Here is a 25462-nt window from a genome sequence, read left to right on the forward strand (position 1 = left end):
TAAGGGTCTGTTTTTTTAACTGGCTGCTCTTAACGTCTTCTTTTTGATTTTTTGTTTGTATACATAACAAAAAGTGAATAAAGTCATGATAAAAATCGAAACACCGACAAATTGATACGTAAAGCGAATCGTTTCGTTCCCCACAAGCCAACCAATAAAATCTAAAACAAGTGGTGAGAGAAATTGCCCTAAAAACAACATGCTTGTGACAATTGCCATCGCTCTTACCGTTTTATTTCGAGGAACTAATTTAGTTACTCTATCCATAACGGTCGGCATGAGACTACCAAATCCGAAGCCGATTATACCAATGCCTAGCATTAAAAAAATGATGTGATAAGACCAACCCATAATCACAAATCCGATGCTCATTAGTAAAAGTTGAATAACTAAGAAATAGCCCTTCAACCAATAGGTTAGTTTAGATAAAAGCAACCCGGCAAAAAAACCTGTTGCTGTTCCAATCGAGATAACAATTCCGGCAAACTTTGAATCCCCTAACCCTGTTTCCTGCATATATAAAGCTATATTAGCGGGGAGTGAATAAAAAGCAAGTAATAAAAAGAACATGGCCAAACCATAACCATAAACGGATACAGGAAGTTTTGATTTTTTATTCATCATTGAAGCTTCCTCGTCCTTAGGTGTCGGAGGCAAAAAGAAAAATACTAAAAGGGCAACTATAATAGCAACTAAATACACAGAGAATGACATTCTCCAACTTATAGATGCTAAAAACCCAGAAGATATAAACAAGACGATCCCACCAAGATTATTAGCAGCACTTACCTGCCCCATTACCTTTGTACGCATAGCACCATCGTAAAAGTCAGCAACGATGCTTGTAGAAATCGGCATTAATAGCCCTACTCCAATTCCTAAAATAGCCCGAAACAAAAGAAGCGTTTCTATAGAAGTAACGAGTCCTCCACAAAATCCGCCAATTACATAAAAAATTATACCGACTAAAACTAAATTTTTCTTTGTAAATTTGTTACACAAATAACTTGAAATAAATGTAAAAGGAATAATCATGACCGATGGAAGTGTTAAAATTAGTTTAATCATTGTTTCACTTGCATCTGGAAATGCTTTCGCAATATCAGCCAATGCTGGTGAAATAGCGGCACCAGCCATCACGGTCAAAAGTGAAATAGACAAAATCGCTATGCGAAGCGTATTAGAATTCATTAAAACCCTTCTTTCTATTTGTATCCACTGCTAAATGGCATCACCTTTATTATTTTACACAATACACTCTTAAAAACTCAAGAAAAATATTTCGATTCACGAAATATCATTTTTTTTTGAATTGCTAGATTTTTTGTTCCCTGCTTTTTTAGATGATATTGGGTGTTTCTAGCCTTTCCTTTTGGGATTTGTTAAAATAAATAATGAAAATTCAGATGACCTAATCAATACATTTTTGCAGAATGTGTCATCTAAGCTTTCAAATTTTTGTAAAAAAGGATGATTATATTGTCATTTGAAGAAAAATTAGAAAAATATGCAGAGCTTGCTGTTGAAGTTGGCGTAAATATTCAAAAAGATCAAACCTTAGTCATTAGAACCTCGCTTTTTGCCGCCCCTTTTGTACGCCTAATAACCAAAAAAGCTTATGAACTTGGTGCTAAACATGTACATATGGATTGGAGTGATGAGGAGGTAACGAAATTAAAATATAAGCTTGCACCAGAAGAAGCTTTTAATGAGTTTCCTCAATGGATTGCTGACGGCTATGAAAAAATGGCCGACCAAGGCGCTGCTTTTTTGAGTATCGCTGGAGCTGATCCCGATTTATTAAAAGGTGTCGATCCCAATCGTATTGCTGCTGCGAATAAAGCAAGTGGAATAGCAATGGAAGGCTTTCGTTCTTACATGACCTCCGATAAAGTCAGTTGGTCAATTGTTGCTCACCCATCTCACAAATGGGCTAAGAAAGTTTTTCCAGAATTAGATGAAGAGCAAGCGATGACAAAGCTTTGGGAAGCTATATTTTCTGCTACTCGTATGGATGAGGAAAATCCTGTAGATGCTTGGAAGAAGCATTTAGAAGTTTTAGATGAGAAAATGAACTCTTTGAATGAGAAAAATTACCACGCCCTACATTATAAAAGTGAAGGAACTGACTTAACCATTGAGCTCCCTGAAAAGCATATATGGATAAGTGGGGGTAGTACAAACAAAGAAGGAGTTCCTTTCGTTGCAAATATGCCAACTGAGGAAGTTTTTACAGCCGCTAAAAAGAATGGTGTAAATGGAGTCGTTAGCTCCACAAAGCCATTGAATTATGGTGGAACTTTAATTGAAAATTTCAGTTTAACATTTAAAGATGGCGCAGTTGTTGACTTTACTGCAGAAAAAGGATACGAAACATTAAAAAGACTTCTTGAAACCGATGAAGGTGCCAGGTATATTGGTGAAGTCGCACTAGTGCCACATGATTCGCCTATTTCAAATGCTAATATTGTCTTTTATAACACTTTGTTTGACGAAAATGCGTCCAATCATTTAGCACTCGGGAGTGCTTATGCCTTTAGTATTAAAGGTGGGAAAGAAATGAATAAAAAACAACTTGAAGAGAATGATTTAAATACGAGTATTACCCACGTTGACTTTATGATGGGTTCAGCAACAATGGATATCGATGGTCTGAAAAAAGATGGTACAAGAGAGCCATTATTCAGAAAAGGAAATTGGGCTTTCTAAATTCCTCCCTTTACCGTTTTCTTTTGTAATATAATAAACCGCCGGTTTGTACTGGCGGTTTTTTTCTTTTAATATAAACCAACTTATCGTCATTTCCTTATTTAGTTATGAAGCTTTTATGAGTGATTTTTGTATTTATGGTTACACTAACTAAAAAAGGAGGAATCAGTATGACTACACCCTACAATTGTCCGAGTTGCAAAACAAACCGAACGAGGTTTCATATCATTGAACAAGTAGCTCAAGCTGTTAAGTTGAATCCGGAAACAGGTGCGATAGTTGAAAAGTATGAAGCAAATGAATTACAGCCTTTTCATCTTCCTTACCAAGGTCCTTCTTTAAAAATACAATGCGGGGCCTGTGGTTTAATCGAAAACGAATCCATGTTTTCAAGAAGAGCACAAGCATAAAAGAATCCATATTAAGACTTTTGAATTGTCTTAATATGGACGATTATTTTCGTTTAATCAAAGCTTGATATGATTTGTTTTCCAATAAGAAAGCTTCCTATTGCATACGCTTCTATTTCTTCACGTAACTTTTTATTATGGTCTATATCGTCTACAACTCTTAATTGATAGGGCTGATAAAAGATCTCCTCATTAAAAGCTTTATGCAAAAAATGAGATGTTTGAGCTAATCCGTGGTTGCCATGATATAAAACTTGATGAAAAGATATAAAACCATGCATTACACCATTATAACGAATGGATTCAACAGGATTGCCACTTTTAGATAGCTTTTTAGCATATTCTTCTCCTTCGTCTCGTAAAGGATCAAATTCAGCCGTCACAACAAATGCTGGAGGAAGATTACTTAAATCTTCTGCATCTAAAGGTGATGTATAAGGTAAACTCCACGTCTCCTGATCAGGAGTATATTGTTCCCTTGCCTTCATCATGACATTTCTTGAAAGCAAATAATAGCCACTGTCATATGCTTCACGCGAATAAAAATCTACATCTGAAAAAGTGGTAAGTGGATATAATAATACTTGTGCCACAAGATCAGGTCCGCTGCGATCACGGGACATCATCGAAACAACAGCTGCTAAATTACCTCCAGCACTATCTCCTACTACTGCTATTTTATCCGCATCCCCATTCAATTGTTCTGCATTTTCATATGCCCAAAGTAAAGCCTCGTAGCTATCTTCAATCGCTGTTGGAAAAGGAAAATCAGGAGCTACTCTGTAGCCAACAGCAATCACAACGCTACCCGTTCTTGCAGCTAATGACCGAATAACATTATCATGAGTGTCAATGCTTCCATAACCCTCCATAAAAGCTCCGCCATGATAATACATAATAATCGGATGCGGACCCTCTTTCAAAGGTTGATAGATTCTCAAAGAAATGTCATCACCATCTGAGGTCGGCATTTGGATCACTTCACTTGTAAAAGTAGGTGTTCCTTGTTTGGCAAAAATCCTTGGTACTTTCATATCTGGTGCCACTAAATTATGATGAACAGCGTGAAGTAAAACCCCCGTTTTTATAGGTACCTTCCCTGCTTCCGTATAGGAAATATATTGAACAGCTACAATCATCGTCGTTAGAAGCCCAATCATAGCTAAACTGAATACTATAATCATACGTTTCAATTTTCTTCTTATCCTCATGCATGTCACCTCTCTTACGAAGTAAATCATTCCATCCATTCGACATTTTATTATTATATTAAAATTGTATCATAATTTTATAAATTTTCACATATTTTTTCACTACTTTTATGTATTTACATAATTGTGTCGAAATCTATAGAACCGCTCTTAATCTTTGAGGTTAAGAGGTTAAATTCATAAGCATGAATTGTTCCTCAACCAAAAGAGGATAACACATTTTTACGATTTATCTATGTCTTTATGATTGCTGCCTACCACTCATTTTCTTTAATTGTTTCCCATGAAAAAGAAACCAAGAAGCTTTATGACTTCTTAGGTTTCCTTTTTTTATTCTTATAACGAAAATTGAATCCATTTCATCATTCATATCTTATAATAAAAATCGAACGTTTTGGTTTTTGATTTTCACTTTAGGCAGATGCTTTCCCAAGGGCTTGTTCTCAGCTAACTCTGACTATTCAGAGCGTCGCCAGAGTGGAACTTCAGACTGCACTGATCCTTTTGGAGTCACTACCTACCGTTTCAATCAAGAAGTTAATTCACAAACGTTTAAAACATACTTTATAAGAAACGTTCGGTTTAATTCGTTTATAGAGCCATTATGAAATTCACTCAATTAGAAGAATCTACAATTAAGATTTATTCCCAATGAGTGGTAATAAACTCATCCCGCCCTGATTTTTTTCGATCGGCTTTATAATGGTCAGGAGATTTTTTATAAAAATCTTGATGATACTCTTCTGCGGGGTAAAAAGGTTGGGCTTGCAGTATCTCCGTTACAATAGGCTTCTTAAAAGTACCCTTCTGTTTCAACTTTTCCTTAGATTGCTCGGCAAGCTTTTTTTGCTCATCTGTATGATAAAAAATGGCTGTACGATATTGAGCACCTCTATCATGAAATTGTCCATCTGGATCCGTCGGATCAATTTGCGGCCAATAAAGCTCTAACAGAGATTGATATGAAAAAAGGCTCGGATCATAAGTGATTTGTATAACCTCATAATGGCCAGAATCACCTTTTTTAACTTGTTCATAGGTTGGATTCTCAATATTTCCTCCAGAGTAACCCGATTCAACTTTTATAATCCCTGGTAACTGGTCAAAAGGTTGAACCATGCACCAAAAACAACCTCCTGCAAACGTAGCAAGTTCATTTTCTTTAGTCATCTCATCCTTCTTCCTTCCCAAATCGAATGGCTGCTTTTATAAGTATTCGAATTCTATTTCATCGAGTTTGCGACTGTATTTTACATTTAAATGCTGATCATTAAAATACCATAAGTCCGATTCTTCTACAAAAAACTTTAAACCTTCTATTTCAACTAAAGAACCGGCAGACGATGGTTCTTCTATTGCGACACCTAATGAAAAACCTTTTTGTATGGTTGCACAACCACCATATCGAGCAAAAAAGCGAATGTACTCACCTTCACCCTTTAAATCGAATTCTTTTTTGAACCATTGAACAGCAGGCTTTGTCACTTGAATGTTCATTCTATCCCACTCCTAATTAGTGTTGGCTTTTTATTTCTTATCTTATTTTATCTTATCAACCTCAATGAATTCTGTCCATTTTTTCACTTTTTGTTCATAAGTTGAATTAAGGAAACATTTTTGCCTTAATTGAATATTCTATAGAAAAGGAGTTCACAAAAATGAAAAAGAAATCTTTACAATATGCTTTATTATTTGAAAAGCTAGGTATCATTAACAAAGAACAAATGGAGCAAATCGAAAAGAGCTCGTCCACCCCATATAAAATAAGATAAAAATAACAGTCGATTACACGACTGTTATTTGATCCCTTTTCCTTTTGTTAAATGACAGGGTACACCTTTTCCAATACTCCCTGGAACACTCATTTTTTCTATATATTCTATCCCTTTTTTACATTTCTGTTTACATATTATACATGTATCGGAAGTAACATGCTTTAGCGTATGCTGATACTTTTCATTAGGTGTACTTTTAGTTTGTATTTTTTTCTTTGCTTTAGCCATCTTTTTCCCTGCCTTTATATGAACTAATGCATCATATGCGGAAGGAATGAGATGGTGATTAACCTATCTTAAGCTTTTTTCTATTAAGCCAAGCATTGATCAATGGTTGTTATTAATCTTCCTATTTCAGGCTTCGATATCTGTTCTGTTGCACCCACTTTTTCACCTTTATGATATAAATCATCACTTATAATCGATGAGAAAATGACAATAGGAATTTGATTTAATTCAGGATGCTCTTTTATTTTTTTCGTTAAATGATGTCCATCCATTTGAGGCATTTCAATATCAGAAATCACTAAATCGATCACTGGATTTTCTACATTTTCTGTAGATAAATAAGTCCATGCTGCTTTCCCATCATTAAAAAAGTGTAAATGATTGTATCCAGCAGTCGAAAGAGTTTCTTCTAACAATTTACGCAAAACTGCCGAATCTTCAGCTATAAGTATATGTTTATTAGAGCGCTCACGCTCACCTAAGGATTTTACTTCTTCTACATCTAGTCCTGTCTTAGGATTGATATCCACTACTATTTTTTCAAAATCAAGTAATAGTGCTAAGATTTGATCCATCTTCACAATCCCTATTGTGTGGCTTTCAAAACCAGTAGATAAATCACTTGGCTTTTCAATTTGCTCCCATGAGATACGATGGATCCTAGATACAGAGTGAACATGAAAAGCGACTTTCATCTTATTCAGCTCAGCAATTATTAATTTATCTTGTGCTGGCTTTTCTGAAGGAGGTAGCGCTAAAACATTCGCTAAATCAACAACAGGAATAACTTCTTGTCTTAATCTAATAATCCCCTCAACATGTTGGTGGCTATTGGGAGTAGCCGTAATCGGTAACGGGTTAATGATTTCCCTTACCTTTAATACATTTATACCAAAAGAACTATTTGCAATTGTAAATAATACAATTTCTAATTCATTTGTTCCACTCTCTAATAAAATATCGTGATTCAATATATTCCCCTCATTTCATTAACTTATTATATATATCGGCCAAAACTAAAAAATTTTTATTACAAAAGACCTAACTAAAAAATTATTTATATTAATTTTATAGGATAAAAGATAGATTCCGCAAGTAGAAATTAAAAAAGAGTGACAAATAGGATTTTCCTATATGTCACTACTTTGTAATTAAAGATAAATTTGAACTTCATTCTCTTCTCTTAGCTGGTCTAATAATTCAACTAAACCTTGTAAGTATTGTTCATTTTCAACCTCAAGTGATAATCGCTCTTTTTCTTCTTCAAACTCTCCTAATTCCATTTGCTCCGTTTTTGAATCATATAAATCTCTCATATCTTCCTCAGATGCCTCTTCAACGACGATGTGCTCGTCCAAATATTTCTCTCGTTTTATATAGGTTTGAGCTTCTTCTCTTAAATCACTCAGCGTCATATCATGTTCAGCCAGTAAGTGTTCTAACTCTTCATCGTTTGTGACCTGAAGGTTCATTTTTTGCATTTCTATCGCTTGCTGAATTTCTTCCTCCGCTACTTCAATCGATTCATTTTCCACTACTTGAACAAGCAACTCATCATTGATGAATAAATCTAAAACCTGTGTTTCAAGTTCTTTCATCGATTGCTTTCCTTCATCTGTATTTAAATCTAAATCCACACCACTTAACGCTAAAAAGCTAGCACGGTCTTCTAAATAAGAAACAAAAGGCTCTCTCTCAATTTCTTCACCGTTAACGGATGCGATTACCTCTGGATAATCCTCTTCATTTATTTCTATTTGAACATTTTCTTCACTTTCACCGGAGGCATTCTCTTGATCCTCAGAAGCACCACATGCCACTAAAATGATCATTGAAAGCAAAGCAATAACTGTCAATTTTCCCTTTTCTAACATTCAATAAAGACCCCTTTCATATAAGTGAAACTGTCTCTATTGTAACATAATTTTAATTAAATCATTCATATTACATAAACCACTTCGAACTTAAAAACAGGTTTTTTTTTACTTTTTTGAAAGTATCACATAAATATGAAAGGAAAAATCATGCATTTAGCCGCTCTTTTCAATGTTTGCTTCAAAATGACCAAAAAAATGTAAGATTTTCAAAACATTTTTTATATGAATTTTCTTTGGATAAATGCTTTAAAATTTTGATGAGCAATCTTTTCAATGAGTTCTACTGGAAAAAACTTCGTTAGCTCCTGCAAAAGAAAAGGTAATTTTCCAGAATGCTCAACATCTGTTATAAAGCAATCAATTCCATCAAAATCAGAACCGATACCAATAAGATTTTCTCCTCCTAATGAACAAATATGTTCAATGTGACTTGCTAAATCTTTTATTGCCGCTTGTTTTGTTCCTGTTAGAAATTCTGGATAAAGAACCAAGCCCATATAGCCACCTTTTAAGATTAAGGCTTTAATTTGTTCATCTGTTAAATTTCTAGGACTATTACAAATAGCTTTTGCATTAGAATGACTGGCAATCGGGAATTCAGCTCGTTCCATTACATCCCAAAAACCTTTCTCACTAATGTGTGAAACATCGGTTAATATCCCTTTCTTATTGAACTCCAAAACCATTTCTTTTCCAAGCTCGGTTAATCCTGCTCCTCTTGTCTCATTGACTCCATCAGCAAATAAGTTAGCAAAATTCCAAGTTAGCCCTACCGATAACACACCTAATTGAGTGAGAATAGACATTTTCGTCAAGTCATTACCAATCGCATCTAATCCTTCTAGTGCTAATACAGCACCTATCTCCCCCTCTTTTAAATCAAACATATCTTGCCATTGACGAATATGCTTCATTCTAGGATTAGGTTTTAAAATTTTTTCATAAAATGCCTGAACCTGATCCAATACATGGTCAAATTTATGATTTTGTTTGATCTCAGGCTCAATAAAAATAGCAAAAAATTGAAGCTTCACGTTACCAGTCTGCAAATGATGATAATTCGTTTGAATATCACTATTATCCGTAAATGAACGCGATGGATCCTCGGTTAGCTTCAATAGTGCATCACAATGTGTATCTATAATTTCCATTTGTATTTAAACACTCCTTTACTCACTTTGTACTGGTTATTCACATAGGATAAAAAAAGAAATTCTTATGGAGGGATTTTAATGTCTGAGCAAGCTCCTAAAAATGAAAAGCAAGTCGCTCCTTTAAATATGCTAAAATCGATTGATGATTTTTTCCAACAGTCCTTCAATCGCTCTCCACTTCATTCTCTATTTGACCAACCAATTCCTATTAAAGTAGAAGATTTAGAGGATGGATTTTTTGTCAAAGCACAATTGCCTGGAATCCATAAAAGTCAAATCGAGTTAAATGTCTATCACCATGCTGTCCAAATTATTATTTATCAGGATAAAGCAATATCCTCTACTCATAATCATTATGAAAAAAGAGAAAGAACGATTGGCGTACCTTTTTTAATTGACTACGAGCATGTTCAAGCCCAATATCAAAACGGCCTATTGACTATTAAGTTGCTTCCGAAAAAGAAGGCTATTCAAATTGAAACATAAAAATATATGATCTCTATAGAAAGGAGCATTTTTTATGTATAACCCACATTTTCAACATTATAGAAAAAATAATAACCAACCTAGCATTCAGCCATATTATCAACCAAAGCCCATGCATTCTCCTTATCATTCTATGAAGCCATCACCCAATCATTCAAACAAACCGATTTTCAGACCATTTTCTTCAAAGACATTACAAAAAGAAGGCAGATTTCCTAATAAAGAGAAAGAAAATGACCTTCCTACCTTAAAATCGCCTTCTCTATTAAAAAAAGTATTCTTTGATGAACAAGGTCAAATCGATTTAAGTCAAGCTGTAAAAACGGTCGATCAGGTTGCGAGAGTAGTCGGTGAAATTACCCCGATCGTTCAACAGGTTAGTCATTTTTTTACCAAGAAGTAAGTTATTCGATAGTACGGGCATAGGCGAGTATTTGATTTTTGTTCGTAAGTTTAATTCCTTGATTAGAAATATAATCAATTTTTAAATAATCTCCAATTTCTTCGATGGCCTTTTGATCATAAAGGAAAGTGATTCCCTCTACTTCTATCATTTGATCATTTTCCTTTTTAGAATCTTTCATTAGTTTATAATCAACCATCGTACTGCATTCAAACGTATCAAAAGCGACTACTCTTAAAGGAGCCCCTTCTTCCAATTGTTGTTTTACAAAATATTTAGCATCTTCCGTAAGAATAATATTCATCTAAAGTCCCTCCTTGATATGTTCCTTTTTCTCTTGAAATAATAGAAAAATTACAAATAAAATCATACCTATAAAAGAGCTGAGCCCCATTAGAAAATACATATGCGCTATACTAAAAATATCCATAATGATCCCACCAAGTAAAGAACCTATAATCCCTGATAAAGCAAAAAATGTCGTAATAAACAAAACATGCCCTGTTGCCTGTAATTGCTCTGGGAACATTTTGCTAACATATTGCAGGGCGGTAATATAGATTAAGCCAAAAGAAAATCCATGCAGTACTTGTAATGGTAGAATGAACCAAGGATTGGTAATAAAACTCATAAGTGTCCACCTAATCACAAATATAAAGGCAGCTGCAATGATGAGCTTTATTGGATGAATGTTTTTAAACCATGTCAAACTAATAGCAAAAACAAATGCTTCAGCTATAACGGCTATAAACCAAGCCCAGCCGATCATGGATTCTAGACCACCTAATTCAATAATATAAATACCTAAATAGCTATCATTTGTTCGATGAGGAATAGAAATAAAAATAATACAACCTAAAAACAGAGCAAGCTTCTTATTCACACCAATTTTGAGTGCATGAATAATCGTCACAGGCTTTGTAGAACCTGGCACATCTTCTACTAAACAAGCACATATAAAAGCTATAAAGGCCATTGTAATTAATGGGATAACGAAATGATTAACACCTATAATGGATAATATATAGCCTGTTATTAATGAGGTGGTTGCAAATCCAAATGAGCCCCACATTCTGAGCCTTCCGAAATTTAACCCGCGATAATTCGCCGTTTTTTGAGCAAGACTATCTCCGAGTGGAGTAATCGGTGATAAAAATAAAAACAAAACAAACATGACGATGATATATTGATAAAATCCAGAAGTTATATAATAAAGTGAAGCAGTTAAAATTAGACCAATTAAGGCTATCATTAACATTCTCTTTATTGTTTTAAATTTATCACTTAAATATCCCCAAATAGGCTGGGCTACTAGCATAGCCATTGGCCCTACTGCCATTAAAATACCTACTTCACTACCAGATAAGCCCTCTTCTCGATAAAAAACAGAAATATAACTAATAATGACTGTGTTGGTGGAATAGGCAAAAAACAAATAAATAATTAGCCGATAAACAGCTGAATGACTACCAGTTAATACTGGCTCTTTCACATTAAATCTTCCTTTCTAATAAAAGCTGATTGTGAGCAACCTTCGAAGCTTCCCCAATCAGCCACTCATTGTTCATTAATCACTTCTCTATATAAATGAAAATCTTTATAGAAGTCCTTCTTGTTCAAATAAATAATCATAAGGAATATCTATAAATAAATATAAAAAGTCCGATAACGGATAGGAATAAGTACGAATTCTCTCATCTCGCTCAATGTCTGTATAGAGATCCGATAGTAATCCTTTTTTTTCTACGTTCATTCTAACGATATTTTCTAAGAAATACGGTCTCCAACTCCAGTTCTTATATCGACCTTCCGGGAGTAACTCCCATTTCCCTGTGCTATTTTTTTCTGCATTAGCCGTTTGTTGAAAGCCTTCTTGATCGCAAATATACACGCGAAAGGCAAAATCATGACAACTCGTAGCTATGTGCAAAAGATGTTCATCTAATTGGTCGAAGCTCGTCATTTTAATAAGCTGTTTTAGTTTTTGGCTTATGACATTCGACAATTGAATTTGTGATTCTACTTTTTTTCGTTCGAATGTGATGAAATGCTGAAATTCCTTCTGAATTTTTTCTTTGCAATCATCTAAAGGAATAAAGGATGAATGAGCCTTTGACAAATAATCTCCCTGATAATATCTTCCTCCGTTACGCCATGCATAATTCAACTGATTGAAGCTTGATATCCCTTCGAATAAAAGAGTAGCTCCGATTTTTCTAGAGAGCATTGAAATCGAATGATGTACTTCTCGGTATAAATGGGGTAATGAATCTTCGTCTAAAAAGTCAACATCTACTTTAACAATATTAGGTTTTAAAAGGGCAAGGTTATCAAGGTTTGTATGATTAAAACCGACATTATTAATGGCGATGCGAATACCTGTACTCTGAATATATGTAAGAAGATGTTTAAAATCATCTACTTGCTTCGAAATGACTTGTTCATCTAACTGAATAACGACTTGACTCTTAATGTTTGGATACTCTTTTTCCACCTCATCTAATCTCTTAAGTAGCGTTTCTCCATTATCTTTTAGTAGCAGAGTCGCATCATAATGGAAAAATAGGTTAACAAAATCATTCGATATGATTAGATTGTTTATAGCCATTTTTTGGATATGGTCTTCTAATTCGAGACGGTATTCATCTGGAATCGAACGATCGTTAAAAAACCACCCTAAGCTTCTCACCCCTTCGTCACTCTGCAACTTTGCCAAAACTTCATATCCTATGATAAGCTGCTTGTCGGCACTAATAATAGGTTGATAATAAGGGATTACTTTTTCTTTATTCATCATTACATCTAATGGGTCCACGCTTTCCACCTCCAAAGCTAAGCCTTTTTCATTATATCATACCGTGTTGTGAATAGCGGTAACAGAACTCCTGTACACAAAAAGAAATCAACCTACTTAAGAGTTGATTCCTTCGAAATAATATCATTAAAAAACCGATGAATATGCTTTACGATTTCTTTTGGTCGCTCCTCAGGTAAAAGATGTCCGGTTTTCTTAAAGCTATAAAATTGATTATGAGGTAAATCCACCGAGAGCTTCCTTCCAATATGAAGAGGAATAATTTGATCATTTTCTCCCCACAAAATTAAAGCTGGATGTTGAATGGTTTTTAATTGTTCTTTAGTTAAGTCTCCTTCGCGATCTCTCATCAGGTAAAGTAATGAATGATAAAATTCTTTATCCAAAAATGGCCTACTATATTCTTCCACAATCTGGTTGCTAATCATTTTTCGATTAAAGACCACTTGTTCTATCGTCTCACGATAATTCTTTTTAGCCATCCACCAGCGCATAATCTGAGGAGCAAAAGGAAAATAGGTTGCATAATAATAAGCCTTTTTTACCTTTTTTAAATAAGCTGAGCTATTTAATAAAATAAGTGAATGAACAAACTGAGGTGATTGGCTAGCCATATAAAGGGCAACCTGCCCACCCATCGAATGCCCTAACAATATCGCCTGATTAATATGTAGAAGCTTGGCTAACGTTAAAACCAATTTCGCGTAATTTTCGAAAGAGTAGTGAAAATCTCGATTTTTCCCACTTCTACCAAACCCCGGCAAATCGATTAATAAGCAATTAAAATCTTTTTGTAGGAGTGAAACCATTTTTCTAAAACAATAGCTAGAAGAAAGAAAACCGTGAATCATAATAATAACAGGTCTATTTTCTTTGTTGGGATGCTTATAATATTCATAGTACACATCTGAATTCAACAAAAACACAGTTGATTTATCAACAGTAGCCTTCACATGGATCACTCCCATTCATCAAATCGTTTTTTGATTAGGGTGACCCAAACATTCGCTTTTCATTTATGATTCACAATATTTACTTACTATTCTTTAATTGACCCTCATACTTGCCATTTAAATAGTGAAATCATATGGTGTTTCCTGATAAACATAATAATTTAACCAATTAGAAAATAACAAGTTGGAATGAGCTCTCCACCTTAATCTTGGTTTATCATTTTGATTATTATTTGGAAAATAATTACTAGGTATTTCTACAGATAGCCCTTTTTGGATATCACGATGATACTCTTCCTCTAGCGTACAGGCATCATACTCAGAGTGTCCTGTAACAAAAACCTGTCTGCCATCTTTAGATGCACACAAATATACTCCAGCTTCATCCGAAACACTTAATAGCTGCAATTGCTCATGAGCAAGGATATCTTCAGCCTTTACATCCATATATCGAGAATGAGGGGCTAAAAATTCATCATCAAACCCTCTGATTAGGTTCACATTATTTTCTGTTACATAATGATTGAATACACCAAATACCTTCTTATCGACAGGATTTTTTTCAATCCCAAAATGATGGTAAAGCCCTGCTAGTGCTCCCCAGCATATGTGAAGGGTTGAAGTCACATTTTTCTTACTCCAATCCATAATCATCTGAAGCTCTTTCCAATAATCAACTTCTTCAAATTTTAACTTTTCAACGGGTGCTCCCGTAATAATCATTCCATCGAAATTTTGTGATTTTACCTCATCTATAGTTTTATAAAACGAGGTTAAGTGTTCAAAAGATGTGTTCTTTGAACGGTGAGTATCTGGATGAATAAAAGATACGTCAAGCTGTAAAGGTGTATTACCTAGAAGTCTTAAAATTTGTGTTTCCGTTGTTTCTTTAATAGGCATTAAATTTAAAATGACAATTTTTAATGGTCGAATATCTTGAGAATATGCGCGACTTTCATCCATTACAAATATGTTCTCACTATTTAAAATGTCTTTGGCTGGTAAATTATCTGGAACTTTAATCGGCATTTTCTCCAACTCCTTATATGTATATGTCTATCTATTATGCTAAAGTGCTTCCATGTCGATACACCTGACAAATAATTCTGAAATTTCTCTGTTCAAAACGTCATTTTAGCCGACATTTGACAATAAGTCAACATTTGTCTAAGCTAATTTCTAAAAAGGAGGAAAACAATGGAATTAAGACTTGAATGGAATTATAAGCCTCTTAAACATCACCAATCCTTTAAGATGGAAAGTGAATGGCTCACCATAGATGAAAGCATTTCATTAAAAAACGATTTAGAAAAAACAGGTAGAGCGAAAGACATGAATTGGTACGACCGGCGTGGAGTCGTATGGAGTAACAAAGATTTATCTAAATTAAAAGAGGAACTATTTGAGCTCCCTCATAATGTGACCTCCTACTTTGATGCTAGTTTTGACAAAGAATCTAAAAAAAGCGGCCTAGGCTATGTGTTATACTTTCAACAAAACGGACAGGAATGGCGCGTTCGTGCGAATCAAAAGCAAGAGCTTTTAACCGATAACAACGAAAGTGAATATAGTGCTTTGTATGCTTTATTAGCGAAGTGTGAAGAATTAGAAATAAAACATCAGCTCATAACGGTCCAATCAGATTCAATGGTTGTCATACACCAAATGACCGATGAATGGCCCGTATATGAAGAACATTATTTAAGATGGTATAATCGAATTAAAGAAAAGCAAAATAAGCTCGGATTATCGATTGATTACCAATGGATTCCACGAGAAAAAAATAAAGAGGCAGACAAATTGGCTGCACAGGCTTTAAAAAACGAAGAAATTGATGCTAAGCTTCCAAAAAACAAGCGATAACTATCGCTTGTTTTTTATTGCCTCCATTAATGCTTCTGCATATCGATTATCGATTCTTGTTTTGCCCAAAGGCTCTAATGTTCGACCATAATCCTCATGATGAAAATCAGAACCACCAGTCACTAAAAGTTTTTTATTCAATTTCTTTTCTAATTCTAGATGTATTTTTTGATATTTACTTCGTTCTTCGGGTGAATGGTCACGATGAAAAATTTCTAAGCCATCTAAATGATATTCCTGACACCAATATAAGAGATGTTGATCAAGGTGAGAATAATGACCAGGATGAGCCACTATAGCGACACCTTTACAGAGGTGAATCCAATCAATAGCTTCCTGAATGGACATCTCCTTCTCTTTTTCAACATAAGCTGGTTTTCCTTCAGCAAGATACAAATCAAAAGCTTCTGCCACACTATTAACCACTTTATTTTCTACCATTGCTTTAGCAATATGAGGTCTTCCTATACTTCCTCCATCAACATGCTTTAGAACAGAATTTGCCGATAAAGTAATGTTCACCTGAGCAAGTTTATTCAAGATATGGTCTAATCTTTTTCTTCTCTCCTGCTGCTGTTTATTTAGTAATTCAATCAAGGGCGTATAAGTGACATCGAGACCGTAGCCTAAAATATGAACACTTGTTTTCTCGAACTTTGTAGAAAATTCAATACCTGGTATCACATGCATGCCTAGTTTATCTGCCGTCATCTTTGCTTCTAAAAATCCATTAACCGTATCATGATCAGTTAAGGATACATATTTTAAACCGACTGCATGACATTTTTTCATTAACTCTGTAGGGCTGTAGCCTCCATCAGAAGCGGTTGAATGCATATGAAGATCGCTTTGATCATTTTCTCTGCTCATGAGTAGGTCTCCTTTTTATGAAAGAAATGTAACCTCTGATAGAATCAGCACGTAAAAACGTTAAAGTGCACCTCTATCTTTCGTTATTTCCACCATGAATCAGATAAAACGACGGGCTGATTTCTTTTGTGTTCTGTCATTTTATAGCGCCTTTCAATTTGGGTAGCGATGGTTTTATCCACATCTTTTCCCTCTAAATAATCATCTAATTGGTCATAGGTGATTCCTAATGCTACTTCATCAGGTATTCCTGGTTTGTCATCTTCTAAATCCGCTGTAGGAGCCTTTAAATATAATTTTTCTGGTGCATTTAAATGAATGAGCAATTCTTTACCTTGTCGTTTTGTTAATCCAAATAATGGAGCAATATCACATGCACCATCGCCGTATTTAGTAAAAAAGCCAGTAACCGCTTCGGCTGCATGATCGGTTCCTACAACCAAGCATCCATAATGAGCTCCCACATCATATTGTGCTTTCATTCTTTCTCTTGCTTTTGTATTTCCTTGAACAAATAATGACATTTGTTCGTTAGTAGCCTTAGTAAATGAGGCAATTGATGCTTGTACAGCAGGCTTAATATTAATAGTGAGCTGATTAGAAGGCTTGATAAAGTTCAGGGCAGCCTGAGCGTCTTCTTCATCTAGCTGTTCCCCATATGGCAATCTCATCGCAAAGAACTGGTAGGTCTTCTCTTTTTGTTCTTCATTTAATTCATCTACGGCCATTTGAGTCAGCTTCCCAGCAAGTGTCGAATCTTGTCCACCTGAAATCCCAAGAACAAATCCATTAGTACCGCTTTTAACGACATAATCTTTCAAAAATTGTACTCTAGCCTTTATTTCTTCCTCTGCGTTAATTTTAGCTTTCGAATGTAAATCCGCCATGATTTTCTCTTGATTTACTAACATAAAGATTATAACCTCCACTACTTTTTTTCAGATTTAGTCTTTCCAGTTGCTCCAGCTTATTTTCCGCTTGCAATACTTGATATTGCTTCTCTCCTAATAAATCAAAATGTGGAAAGTGACCTCTTTTATCTATCCAGTTTGGGTGAAGCTCATATTGTTTTCCCCACTCCATTAACTGTTCGACATTTATACAGCCAACTTTTGTTACAGTCTTACATCCTGGAAATCGTTCATCATACCAATAATGAGTTAAAAAGGAAATTTCTCCTTTGTTAACATTGTGTTTCCATTCTGATAATTGTTCTTTTGTTATGCCAAAGGCCATATAATAAGCACCCTCCAAAAATCAAAAAATATATACTCTACTCTCTCATTTATGATAGCATAAAATCCTTAACGAGGCTGCAATCAACGATTTTCCCCAATCAAGAATTCTTATTTTTGATTTCTTCATACAGATCATGCCATTTTGGTAAATATTTTCTTATAGAAATAGGTCGGAAACCTTCTTTTTTGACACAAACATGGACAGAACGTCCTGTTACACAAAGCTCCTTTTGCTCATTCACTATTTCATATCCATAAGTAATTCGTAACCCGTCATAGGCATCGACCCACGTTTTAAGTGTTACTGTTTCTCCATATAGAGTAGGTTTTTTATAAGAAATGTTAATATCAACAACAGGAGAGAGAATACCATCCTTCTCCATTTCAGCATAATGGTATCCTAAATCTTTAATAAATTCGGTTCGACCTACCTCAAACCAGACTACATAATTAGAATGATGTACAATACCCATTTGGTCTGTTTCTGCATATCGCACATCTATATTGGTTGTAACGATTTTCATCCTATCCATTCCTCCTAAATTAAACGGCTTCACTTACTGCCTGTAAATCTTCTTCTTTAACCATCATTAAATCTTCTTTACTCATTTCAGACTCTTCTACTAATCGCTCAGCTTGAGCTTGAATAATTTTTTGGACTAAATTCGTAGCAAATCTTCCATTACCTGAATGTCCCGTTTCCGGAATAAGTTTTACTAATAGACTGGAAGCCTTTTCCGACAATTTATATCCTAAATCATTTATTTGCTTTTCTATGATAGCGAGCAGTTCTGACCGATTATAAGACGGAAAATCAATTTCTTTCGAAAACCTTGAGCGTATCCCTGGGTTACTGGAAAGAAGCTGCTGCATTTCTTCTTCATAGCCAGCAAGGATTACGACAATATTTTCTTGATGAATGCTCATCTCTTGTAAAAGGGTTGCCATTGCTTCTTTACCAAAATCTCCTCTACCTTCCGAATAAAGAGAGTAAGCCTCATCAATAAATAAGACACCACCAAGAGCATCTTTTATTTTTTCTTTTGTTTTTCGTGCAGTTTGACCGGTGTACCCTGCCACTAAGTCTGCTCGACTCGCTACGACTAAATGACCTCTTTTTAGCAGTCCAATTTCCTTTAAGGCTTTCGCATACAAAGAGGCAACCGTTGTTTTTCCTGTTCCTGAAGCACCGGTAAAAATAGTATGTACCGTAATCGGATTAGTTTTCATATGATGCTGTCGTCTCAGTTGCTGAACCTGTATGTATGCAGTCATTTTTTTTATTTCCTTTTTCACATTTTCTAAACCGATTAAGGATTGAAGCTCGACCAATGCTTCCTTATCTTCATTTTCTGTCTTTTTAGGAAGAAAATCCTCTTCATCTAAAAGGATGTAAGCTGACGTTCCTAGCTCCTCACTTTGCTGGCTTGAACCCTTTTCAAAAATAGCATCTAAGACAATATTTTTGACTGTGCGAGCATTTCCAAAAGAATCATCTACTTGGGCCCTTTCGATTCTTTCCTTTAAAGCAGTTAAACCGGCCTCTGTAAGGATAAAATCATTTTCTTTTGCCACACTCTCTCCTATCTTTAATAATTCACTCATGGAGTAATCTTCAAGTAATAAAAGGTTCTGCTCTGGAAATCTAGAGCGAAGACCTGGATTTGAGCGTAAAAATAAATTCATCTCCTCTGGATATCCCGCTAAAATAACCGCAAAGGTATTCGCTAATTTCTCATTTGTCATAGCCGAAACTAATGTATCGATCACCGTTTGCCCAAAATCATTATTATCAGCGCCAGTACGTTTTAAACTGTAGGCTTCGTCAATGAAAAGAACCCCACCATTTGCTTTTTCAATCGCACGCATTGTTTGTTCTTCCGTTTGACCAACATAGGCCCCTACTAACTGAGACCTATCAACTTCTAGCACCGTTTCATGCTCTAATAATCCTAACTCATAATAGATTTTAGCCATTAGTCTTGCTAAACTGGTTTTACCAGTTCCGGGATTCCCTATAAAAATCATATGTAAGCTCATTGCATCACGGGTTCTAAAGCCTAGTTCTGTCCGTTTTTTCTGATATTGTAAATACTGATAGAGCTTATGAATTCGTTTTTTTATCGGAGCGAGACCTATCATATCATTTAATTGTTCGAGTGCAGAGGTATTCTCCGTCTGATCGGTAAGCTGTAGTAGTCGTTCTTTCCACTCTTGAGAAAGCTGTTCAATTTGATTTGTCGCTTCTTTTATTTGTTTCAATTGCTCTGCAGAGTAATAAATTCCAGATATCGATTTGGCATATTCCCTGGTAGCTTTCGAAATTAATAAAAATGGCTCCTCAAATTGCTTATACAATTCTACAAGCTTCTTCATTTCCTCAGTACGCGAGTCGTGTTCAATGACATTAAAATGGTTCTGTAAATCTCGATACACTACTTCTAATTTCTCGAGGTTTTGGAAAAATTGCTCAGCAAGGTGATAATATTGCTCAGCTCTTTCTTTTTTTGTCGAGCTATGGTCGGTTTCTCTTATAACCGGAAGCTGTTCCGGAAAGTCGTCAAACTCCAAACATGCTTCTAGTATTTTTTCCAATTGATATTTTTTGATTTCAATATTTTGACCATCAAGCTGAATCGCTTGCTCCATCCAACTTTTTGATAAAGTATCTAATCGATGTGATTCACTCCATCTTTTTTCAACCAATTTTGTATAAATAAGAGAACGAAGCTCCTTATTTTTTTCAGAAGGCTGTTTTTCTTGTTCTAACTGCTTAATAAGCAAAAATGCTTGAGACTCTGAAAGCTGGTTAGAATGGTTATCAGTATCCTTAATCCAATCTTCTATTTGGTCGATTGTCCATTGCTTATTTTTCATATAAGAACAACACCTTTCTATGTAAAAGCTATTTTATCACTAACCATGATAGAAAGTACAAAAAAAGACGCTATTAAAAGCAGCCGCAGCCTGTCGACAAAGTCTCATAAAATGGAAACAAGTCAACCGTTTTTTCACTAGCAGTTAGGATGCGGCTCTGCGACTCAGCTACCGATATGGGGGCTCGCTTTCCACAGGAGAGCGTTGAACTAACCGGCTGCTCCCCATCACATTGGGGATTATCATTATTAACAAAAAAAGCAACCTCCCCCTAAGCAGGACAAGGTTGCAGTAGTCGTTTGTATGAAGTGTATGTATTCCATAGCGAACACAAGGCATGAAGACTTCAGTGGGAAGTAATGACCATGTCGAAATCCTCTTTTAGTTCGACGTAACTCCACCGGACGTTTAGTGTCTTGAGAGAGCGGTCAACCGGACTACCTAACACGTGTGGCATTTTTCATTCATGAGTATTGTCCCACCCTCATTTGTCTACGGTCTGATAAGGCAATTAAAAAAAGCCGTTTTATACGTCTATATAAATTATTCTTTGTTTAAGTTTAACAAAAAGTTGATACAAAAAAAATCCAAGACTGACCCCTAACGTATTTAAAATTAAATCATCCACATCTGCTACTCGATACATAAATGAAAATTGAAATAGTTCAATGCAAAAAGAAGTTAAGAACCCTAGTATCGTGATTTTCACAAGACGAATTTTAATTAAGAAAGGAAGTAAAAAGCCAAAAGGGATAAATAATAAAATATTTCCGACGACTATTTTTAAAGGGTCGAATATGGTAGGACTATACCAACTAATTCGGTAAATACTTCTAAAAGGAATGACATTATAATTCCTTCCCCCAGGACCTCCATCCCCTAACGATGCTCCATAATTCCATGCTAAAAGAGTAATATAAATTAATACCATTAGATAAGTTGAAAATAGTATAAAGGGAATCAATTTAGATTTATTCATATCATCATTCCTAGATTAAAAGTTATTTACTATCCTATGCCTGTCTTATTATTTTTAAAACACATTTGTTCGTCGGTTCATGAACTCTTACAATGAATTTTATTTTTGAATGAAAACTATGATTCATCTAAAAACAAAGCCCGTCATTACCATTGTGTTAAAAGTATTGTAAATACGTTTACATGTAATCGTCCTTCTTTACAAAAAGGATAGGCGCTCTACTAATCTAGCTTTTATAAAACGTTTGAGCCTCTTGCCGTTTCTAGTCCTTTACCAATGAAGGTTAATCATTGGTGTACCATGTAGGCAGTTAGAAATCTTTACATGTTTTTTATAGAATTTTAGTAGAAATCGCGATTTTTTTTGTTACCATTATGATAGAGACGGGTGAATCTTACCTTGTCTACTATTATAAAAACATGGAGGTAATCTATGAATAACGTTCTTACTTGGCGAACGCCAAAAGTTCTTTCGATTTTTGTTGTGCTATTTTTTTTCCTTTCTTTCTTTAACCAAGCCGAAGCAAATGAAGAACTTGATTTAACCATTCTACATACGAATGATATTCACGCAACTTTTGATCAATATGCAAAGGTTTCTGCATATGTCAAAGAACAACGTGAGTTATCGAATTATTTCCTTTATCTTGATGCTGGTGATGCAGTTAGTGGAAATCCAGTCGTAGATTTAAATAAAGGAAAACCTATCTATGAAGTTTTTAATCTAGCTGGCGTAGATGCATTTACACTCGGTAATCATGAATTTGATTTTGGGCAAGAAGCCTTCTCAGAAAATATGGCTCTATCTGAATTCCCATGGTTGGCCGCTAACATGGATGTAGGGACGACAAATATAGAGCAGCCTAAACCATATGAAATTTTCGATTTCGATGGCTTATCGGTAGCTATCTTCTCACTTACTCAAGCTCCCCCAGCTACAGCTCCTGCTAATACGGTAGGAATGGAATTTGATGGGAACTATGCTGAAGTAGCTAAATCCTATCAAGAAGAATTAGAGACACAAGCAGATGTAATCGTTGCACTTACTCACATTGGTTTCGACTATGACAAGCAACTAGCTGAGGAAGTCGATTATTTTGACCTCATTATCGGTGGTCATTCACATACGACTCTAAATGCACCTAATGTTGTTAATGGAACCCCCATTGTTCAAACAGGATCTAACTTGAACAATGTAGGAAAAGTAACCTTAACATACGATCCAGCTACTGATGCAATCGTTAATACGACAGGAAGCCTATTATCGGTATCCTCTTTAACTGATATCGATGAAGAGGTACAGGCTGTGATTGACGGATACAACGCTGATATGGAAGACCTTCTTGGTGAAGTAATCGGAACTTCTTCAAACGGATTAACTAGAGACGGGCGTTTTAATGGTGATGCTCCTCTTGGTAACTTCTGGACAGATGCGATGCGTGATATAGCTAACAGTGATATTGCCTTTACGAACAACGGTGGAATCCGCGCGAGTATAGATGCTGGCGAAGTAACATTAGGAGATATTTATCAAATTGAACCTTTCGCTAATGAAGTGATGGTTTTTGAAATGACCGGCCAAGCGATTAAAGATGTGCTTGCCTACTCTTATTCTCGTGATAACCGTAATGAAATTGATTTACAAGTATCTGGATTGCATTATAATGTGATAACGGGACCTACAGGAAGCTTTCAAGATGTGTTATTAACGATGAACAATGAACCGATTAACTTAGATGATACGTATACGGTGGCCGTTGCCAATTATATTGGTACTGGTGGTTCAGGCTATCATTTTGAAGGAACCGTCCTTTCTGAAACAGTTGGATTAATGACGGAAGCCATGAAAAACTATGTATTAAAGCTTACAGCTGAAGGAAAAACTCTTGATTATTCAAGAGAAGGCAGAATTAGACTATCAGTCGATCCAACCGCTCCACTACCAGGTGAAATCATCGGTTCAACGGAATCAGGATTATATTCTGCCAATAAAAATAGAAACGATGTAGGAATCGGAAACCTATACACAGACGCTATTCGTGCTAAGGCAGGGACAGATATCGGACTATTAAATGGCTCATCCGTTACAGGTGAAATTCTTCCTGGTCCGATTACCGATCAACAAATCGAATCTCTAGATAGTTTCGGTAACGTCATTGTATCGGTAGAAGCAACCGGTAGCAAAATTAAGGATGTAATACTAGAACAAGCTAAATACCGTCGTGGTGTTGATATTCAAGTTTCTGGGCTCACTTATAACTTAATTACAAATGAAAATGGTGCCATCATAGATGTTGAGATCAGCTTAGCAAACGGAGATACTTTTGACTTAGATAAAATTTATACCGTTGCATACAATGACTACATGCATGGTACTAATTTTTATAATTTAAATTCAAATACAATCGAAGCGAATTTAGGACCAGTCTGGACTTCAGTGGTTGATTATATTACAGCCCAAGAAACGGCTATTAATTACGAAGAAGGAAATCGTATTACTATTAATGGTGAAGGATCTGAAGAAGATCCAACCGGTTTACGAACTGTAGCTGAAGCAATCGCAAACAACAGTGGCACTGCTAAAGTAAAAGGATATATTGTCGGTTCTATTGTCAACTCTTCACCTGTTATCGGCGAAGGTACACATGCACCATCAAATCTATTACTAGCAGACTCACCAAATGAGACTGATCGCTCCAAAATGCTACCCGTTCAACTCGTGAATGGAACGGCTGTTCGTAACGGACTGAATCTACCTTCAAATCCTGAAAATTTAGGAAAATTAATTACGGTAACAGGGTCACTCGAGGCTTATTTCTCTACTCCAGGAATGAGAGCCCCTACTACCTTTACATTTGAAGAAGTGGAAGAAGAGCCTGAGGTTCCTGAAGAACCAGAAGTTCCAGAACAACCTGAAGCACCTAGTTGCGAATTTGAAGCTTGGGATGCTCATACAATATATGTAGCTGGTGACAAAATTGAACATGAAGGTAACTTCTATGAGGCACAATGGTGGACTCAAAACCAAAATCCTAATAACAACTCTGGTAACTGGCAAGTTTGGCAAAAAGTAGCTGATTGTTATGAAATTCCTGACGGTCCACAAGATTGGAAGGAGACAACTATCTATAATACAGGTGACCAAGTAATTGTCGACGGTCAAGTATATGAAGCCAAATGGTGGACTCAAGGTCAGAATCCTATTGACCACTCTGGCACTTGGGAGGTTTGGCAAAAGGTAAATGAAACAGAGCCGGAAGGACCACAGGAATGGGATAGTCAAGCCATTTATACTGCTGGAGACACTGTCACACTTGATGGCAAAATGTATGAAGCCAAATGGTGGACTCAAAACCAAAATCCTAAAAATAACTCTGGCACTTGGGACGTTTGGAAGGAAATAAAAGAATAAGCTAAAGAAAAAGTGAAATAGAGTGCACTCTATTTCGCTTTTTTTGGTGGTGATTTCAACATTTCTTCTAAAGTGGAGTATTAAAGGGTCAAACGCAAAAGCTAGTAACTTTTTCTGTTGAAAGTTTCATCGTCCATCTATGTTCTCCATTATTAAATATCATTACGATTCTAAAAATAAATTCATGAAAACTAAATCAAAAA

At 35.4% G+C, this 25462-nt stretch carries 25 protein-coding genes; 6 read left to right on the forward strand and 19 right to left on the reverse strand.

Translation table 11 applies throughout. The features are described 5' to 3' along the window. Positions 1 to 15: 15 nt before the first annotated feature. A complete protein-coding gene (locus AZF04_RS00565) occupies positions 16 to 1191 on the reverse strand; it encodes an MFS transporter (RefSeq protein ID WP_045488574.1) in 1176 nt (391 codons plus the stop codon). Between the two features lie 285 nt (positions 1192 to 1476). On the opposite strand from AZF04_RS00565, the gene AZF04_RS00570 reads away from it, so the two are divergent. Both AZF04_RS00570 and AZF04_RS00575 read left to right on the forward strand, forming a co-directional pair. Further along, positions 1477 to 2709 carry an aminopeptidase gene (locus tag AZF04_RS00570; protein ID WP_061947480.1) on the forward strand — a complete coding sequence of 411 codons (1233 nt, stop codon included), beginning with the start codon at positions 1477 to 1479 and terminating at the stop codon, positions 2707 to 2709. 170 nt (positions 2710 to 2879) lie between these two features. Next, positions 2880 to 3119, forward strand: a complete 240-nt coding sequence (locus AZF04_RS00575) for a hypothetical protein (RefSeq protein ID WP_061947119.1) — start codon at positions 2880 to 2882, stop codon at positions 3117 to 3119. A gap of 53 nt (positions 3120 to 3172) precedes the next feature. Here AZF04_RS00575 and AZF04_RS00580 read toward each other — a convergent pair whose 3' ends face one another. The 7 genes from AZF04_RS00580 to AZF04_RS00610 all read right to left on the reverse strand — a co-directional run bounded on the left by AZF04_RS00580 (position 3173) and on the right by AZF04_RS00610 (position 9361). Next, positions 3173 to 4303, reverse strand: coding sequence for an alpha/beta hydrolase (locus AZF04_RS00580; protein ID WP_061947481.1), 1131 nt, complete (start codon positions 4301 to 4303; stop codon positions 3173 to 3175). A gap of 669 nt (positions 4304 to 4972) precedes the next feature. Continuing rightward, the gene (gene msrA / locus AZF04_RS00585) at positions 4973 to 5500 is read right to left on the reverse strand and encodes a peptide-methionine (S)-S-oxide reductase MsrA (protein ID WP_061947120.1); all 528 of its coding nucleotides are present in this window, start codon (positions 5498 to 5500) and stop codon (positions 4973 to 4975) included. Positions 5501 to 5536: 36 nt separating this feature from the next. Next, positions 5537 to 5827 (reverse strand): HesB/YadR/YfhF family protein, encoded by a 291-nt coding sequence (locus tag AZF04_RS00590; RefSeq protein ID WP_045488562.1) that lies wholly within the window; start codon positions 5825 to 5827, stop codon positions 5537 to 5539. 299 nt (positions 5828 to 6126) lie between these two features. Beyond that, complete coding sequence (locus tag AZF04_RS00595; protein ID WP_045488559.1) at positions 6127 to 6333, reverse strand: hypothetical protein; 207 nt, start codon at positions 6331 to 6333, stop codon at positions 6127 to 6129. A gap of 83 nt (positions 6334 to 6416) precedes the next feature. After that, positions 6417 to 7304 (reverse strand): chemotaxis protein, encoded by an 888-nt coding sequence (locus AZF04_RS00600; RefSeq protein WP_082795210.1) that lies wholly within the window; start codon positions 7302 to 7304, stop codon positions 6417 to 6419. 180 nt (positions 7305 to 7484) lie between these two features. Then, positions 7485 to 8207 carry a SurA N-terminal domain-containing protein gene (locus AZF04_RS00605; RefSeq protein ID WP_061947122.1) on the reverse strand — a complete coding sequence of 241 codons (723 nt, stop codon included), beginning with the start codon at positions 8205 to 8207 and terminating at the stop codon, positions 7485 to 7487. 221 nt (positions 8208 to 8428) lie between these two features. Beyond that, positions 8429 to 9361: a dipeptidase gene (locus tag AZF04_RS00610; protein ID WP_061947123.1), complete on the reverse strand. Its 933-nt coding sequence runs from the start codon at positions 9359 to 9361 to the stop codon at positions 8429 to 8431. Between the two features lie 81 nt (positions 9362 to 9442). On the opposite strand from AZF04_RS00610, the gene AZF04_RS00615 reads away from it, so the two are divergent. Next, positions 9443 to 9850, forward strand: a complete 408-nt coding sequence (locus AZF04_RS00615; RefSeq protein WP_061947124.1) for an Hsp20/alpha crystallin family protein — start codon at positions 9443 to 9445, stop codon at positions 9848 to 9850. Positions 9851 to 9884: 34 nt separating this feature from the next. Beyond that, positions 9885 to 10253 carry a YppG family protein gene (locus AZF04_RS00620; protein ID WP_061947125.1) on the forward strand — a complete coding sequence of 123 codons (369 nt, stop codon included), beginning with the start codon at positions 9885 to 9887 and terminating at the stop codon, positions 10251 to 10253. Between the two features lies 1 nt (position 10254). Here the strand turns inward: AZF04_RS00620 and AZF04_RS00625 are convergent, their stop codons facing one another. From AZF04_RS00625 to metA, 5 genes are all read right to left on the reverse strand, one after another. Further along, complete coding sequence (locus tag AZF04_RS00625) at positions 10255 to 10557, reverse strand: iron-sulfur cluster biosynthesis family protein (protein WP_082795209.1); 303 nt, start codon at positions 10555 to 10557, stop codon at positions 10255 to 10257. Then, entirely contained in the window at positions 10558 to 11745 is a 1188-nt protein-coding gene (locus AZF04_RS00630) for an MFS transporter (protein WP_061947126.1), read from the reverse strand. A 105-nt stretch (positions 11746 to 11850) separates the two neighbouring features. Beyond that, positions 11851 to 13068 (reverse strand): EAL domain-containing protein, encoded by a 1218-nt coding sequence (locus AZF04_RS00635; RefSeq protein ID WP_061947127.1) that lies wholly within the window; start codon positions 13066 to 13068, stop codon positions 11851 to 11853. 92 nt (positions 13069 to 13160) lie between these two features. Further along, positions 13161 to 14021, reverse strand: a complete 861-nt coding sequence (locus AZF04_RS00640) for an alpha/beta fold hydrolase (RefSeq protein WP_235599895.1) — start codon at positions 14019 to 14021, stop codon at positions 13161 to 13163. A 117-nt stretch (positions 14022 to 14138) separates the two neighbouring features. Next, positions 14139 to 15050 (reverse strand): homoserine O-acetyltransferase MetA, encoded by a 912-nt coding sequence (metA, locus tag AZF04_RS00645; RefSeq protein ID WP_061947129.1) that lies wholly within the window; start codon positions 15048 to 15050, stop codon positions 14139 to 14141. 168 nt (positions 15051 to 15218) lie between these two features. On the opposite strand from metA, the gene AZF04_RS00650 reads away from it, so the two are divergent. Continuing rightward, positions 15219 to 15884 (forward strand): reverse transcriptase-like protein, encoded by a 666-nt coding sequence (locus AZF04_RS00650; protein WP_061947130.1) that lies wholly within the window; start codon positions 15219 to 15221, stop codon positions 15882 to 15884. Here AZF04_RS00650 and AZF04_RS00655 read toward each other — a convergent pair whose 3' ends face one another. The 6 genes from AZF04_RS00655 to AZF04_RS00680 all read right to left on the reverse strand — a co-directional run bounded on the left by AZF04_RS00655 (position 15885) and on the right by AZF04_RS00680 (position 21848). After that, positions 15885 to 16754 carry a PHP domain-containing protein gene (locus AZF04_RS00655; protein WP_061947131.1) on the reverse strand — a complete coding sequence of 290 codons (870 nt, stop codon included), beginning with the start codon at positions 16752 to 16754 and terminating at the stop codon, positions 15885 to 15887. Positions 16755 to 16837: 83 nt separating this feature from the next. Beyond that, complete coding sequence (gene nadE, locus AZF04_RS00660; RefSeq protein WP_061947132.1) at positions 16838 to 17665, reverse strand: ammonia-dependent NAD(+) synthetase; 828 nt, start codon at positions 17663 to 17665, stop codon at positions 16838 to 16840. Continuing rightward, on the reverse strand, positions 17616 to 17990 hold the full coding sequence (locus tag AZF04_RS00665) for a hypothetical protein (RefSeq protein ID WP_064504010.1): 375 nt from the start codon (positions 17988 to 17990) through the stop codon (positions 17616 to 17618). Before AZF04_RS00665 ends, nadE begins: the two co-directional genes overlap by 50 nt. Positions 17991 to 18090: 100 nt before the next feature. Further along, a complete protein-coding gene (locus tag AZF04_RS00670) occupies positions 18091 to 18516 on the reverse strand; it encodes an acyl-CoA thioesterase (protein ID WP_061947133.1) in 426 nt (141 codons plus the stop codon). Positions 18517 to 18535: 19 nt separating this feature from the next. Continuing rightward, entirely contained in the window at positions 18536 to 20869 is a 2334-nt protein-coding gene (locus tag AZF04_RS00675; protein WP_061947134.1) for an AAA family ATPase, read from the reverse strand. A gap of 526 nt (positions 20870 to 21395) precedes the next feature. Further along, positions 21396 to 21848 (reverse strand): VanZ family protein, encoded by a 453-nt coding sequence (locus AZF04_RS00680; RefSeq protein WP_061947135.1) that lies wholly within the window; start codon positions 21846 to 21848, stop codon positions 21396 to 21398. Between the two features lie 432 nt (positions 21849 to 22280). On the opposite strand from AZF04_RS00680, the gene AZF04_RS00685 reads away from it, so the two are divergent. Continuing rightward, the gene (locus tag AZF04_RS00685; RefSeq protein WP_061947136.1) at positions 22281 to 25259 is read left to right on the forward strand and encodes a 5'-nucleotidase C-terminal domain-containing protein; all 2979 of its coding nucleotides are present in this window, start codon (positions 22281 to 22283) and stop codon (positions 25257 to 25259) included. Positions 25260 to 25462 lie beyond the last annotated feature (203 nt).

Source organism: Alkalihalobacillus trypoxylicola, assembly GCF_001590785.1.
GTDB lineage: Bacteria > Bacillota > Bacilli > Bacillales > Bacillaceae_D > Alkalihalobacillus > Alkalihalobacillus trypoxylicola.

Excerpts from the sequence above, each read along its gene's own strand:
- AZF04_RS00565 (WP_045488574.1), bottom strand. The coding sequence starts at position 1,191 with ATGAATTCTAATACGCTTCGCATAGCGATTTTGTCTATTTCACTTTTG.
- AZF04_RS00575 (WP_061947119.1), top strand. The coding sequence starts at position 2,880 with ATGACTACACCCTACAATTGTCCGAGTTGCAAAACAAACCGAACGAGG.
- AZF04_RS00580 (WP_061947481.1), bottom strand. The coding sequence starts at position 4,303 with ATGATTATAGTATTCAGTTTAGCTATGATTGGGCTTCTAACGACGATG.
- msrA (WP_061947120.1), bottom strand. The coding sequence starts at position 5,500 with ATGACTAAAGAAAATGAACTTGCTACGTTTGCAGGAGGTTGTTTTTGG.
- AZF04_RS00590 (WP_045488562.1), bottom strand. The coding sequence starts at position 5,827 with ATGAACATTCAAGTGACAAAGCCTGCTGTTCAATGGTTCAAAAAAGAA.
- AZF04_RS00595 (WP_045488559.1), bottom strand. The coding sequence starts at position 6,333 with ATGGCTAAAGCAAAGAAAAAAATACAAACTAAAAGTACACCTAATGAA.
- AZF04_RS00605 (WP_061947122.1), bottom strand. The coding sequence starts at position 8,207 with ATGTTAGAAAAGGGAAAATTGACAGTTATTGCTTTGCTTTCAATGATC.
- AZF04_RS00610 (WP_061947123.1), bottom strand. The coding sequence starts at position 9,361 with ATGGAAATTATAGATACACATTGTGATGCACTATTGAAGCTAACCGAG.
- AZF04_RS00615 (WP_061947124.1), top strand. The coding sequence starts at position 9,443 with ATGTCTGAGCAAGCTCCTAAAAATGAAAAGCAAGTCGCTCCTTTAAAT.
- AZF04_RS00620 (WP_061947125.1), top strand. The coding sequence starts at position 9,885 with ATGTATAACCCACATTTTCAACATTATAGAAAAAATAATAACCAACCT.
- AZF04_RS00625 (WP_082795209.1), bottom strand. The coding sequence starts at position 10,557 with ATGAATATTATTCTTACGGAAGATGCTAAATATTTTGTAAAACAACAA.
- metA (WP_061947129.1), bottom strand. The coding sequence starts at position 15,050 with ATGCCGATTAAAGTTCCAGATAATTTACCAGCCAAAGACATTTTAAAT.
- AZF04_RS00650 (WP_061947130.1), top strand. The coding sequence starts at position 15,219 with ATGGAATTAAGACTTGAATGGAATTATAAGCCTCTTAAACATCACCAA.
- AZF04_RS00655 (WP_061947131.1), bottom strand. The coding sequence starts at position 16,754 with ATGAGCAGAGAAAATGATCAAAGCGATCTTCATATGCATTCAACCGCT.
- nadE (WP_061947132.1), bottom strand. The coding sequence starts at position 17,665 with ATGTTAGTAAATCAAGAGAAAATCATGGCGGATTTACATTCGAAAGCT.
- AZF04_RS00665 (WP_064504010.1), bottom strand. The coding sequence starts at position 17,990 with ATGGCCTTTGGCATAACAAAAGAACAATTATCAGAATGGAAACACAAT.
- AZF04_RS00670 (WP_061947133.1), bottom strand. The coding sequence starts at position 18,516 with ATGAAAATCGTTACAACCAATATAGATGTGCGATATGCAGAAACAGAC.
- AZF04_RS00675 (WP_061947134.1), bottom strand. The coding sequence starts at position 20,869 with ATGAAAAATAAGCAATGGACAATCGACCAAATAGAAGATTGGATTAAG.
- AZF04_RS00680 (WP_061947135.1), bottom strand. The coding sequence starts at position 21,848 with ATGAATAAATCTAAATTGATTCCCTTTATACTATTTTCAACTTATCTA.
- AZF04_RS00685 (WP_061947136.1), top strand. The coding sequence starts at position 22,281 with ATGAATAACGTTCTTACTTGGCGAACGCCAAAAGTTCTTTCGATTTTT.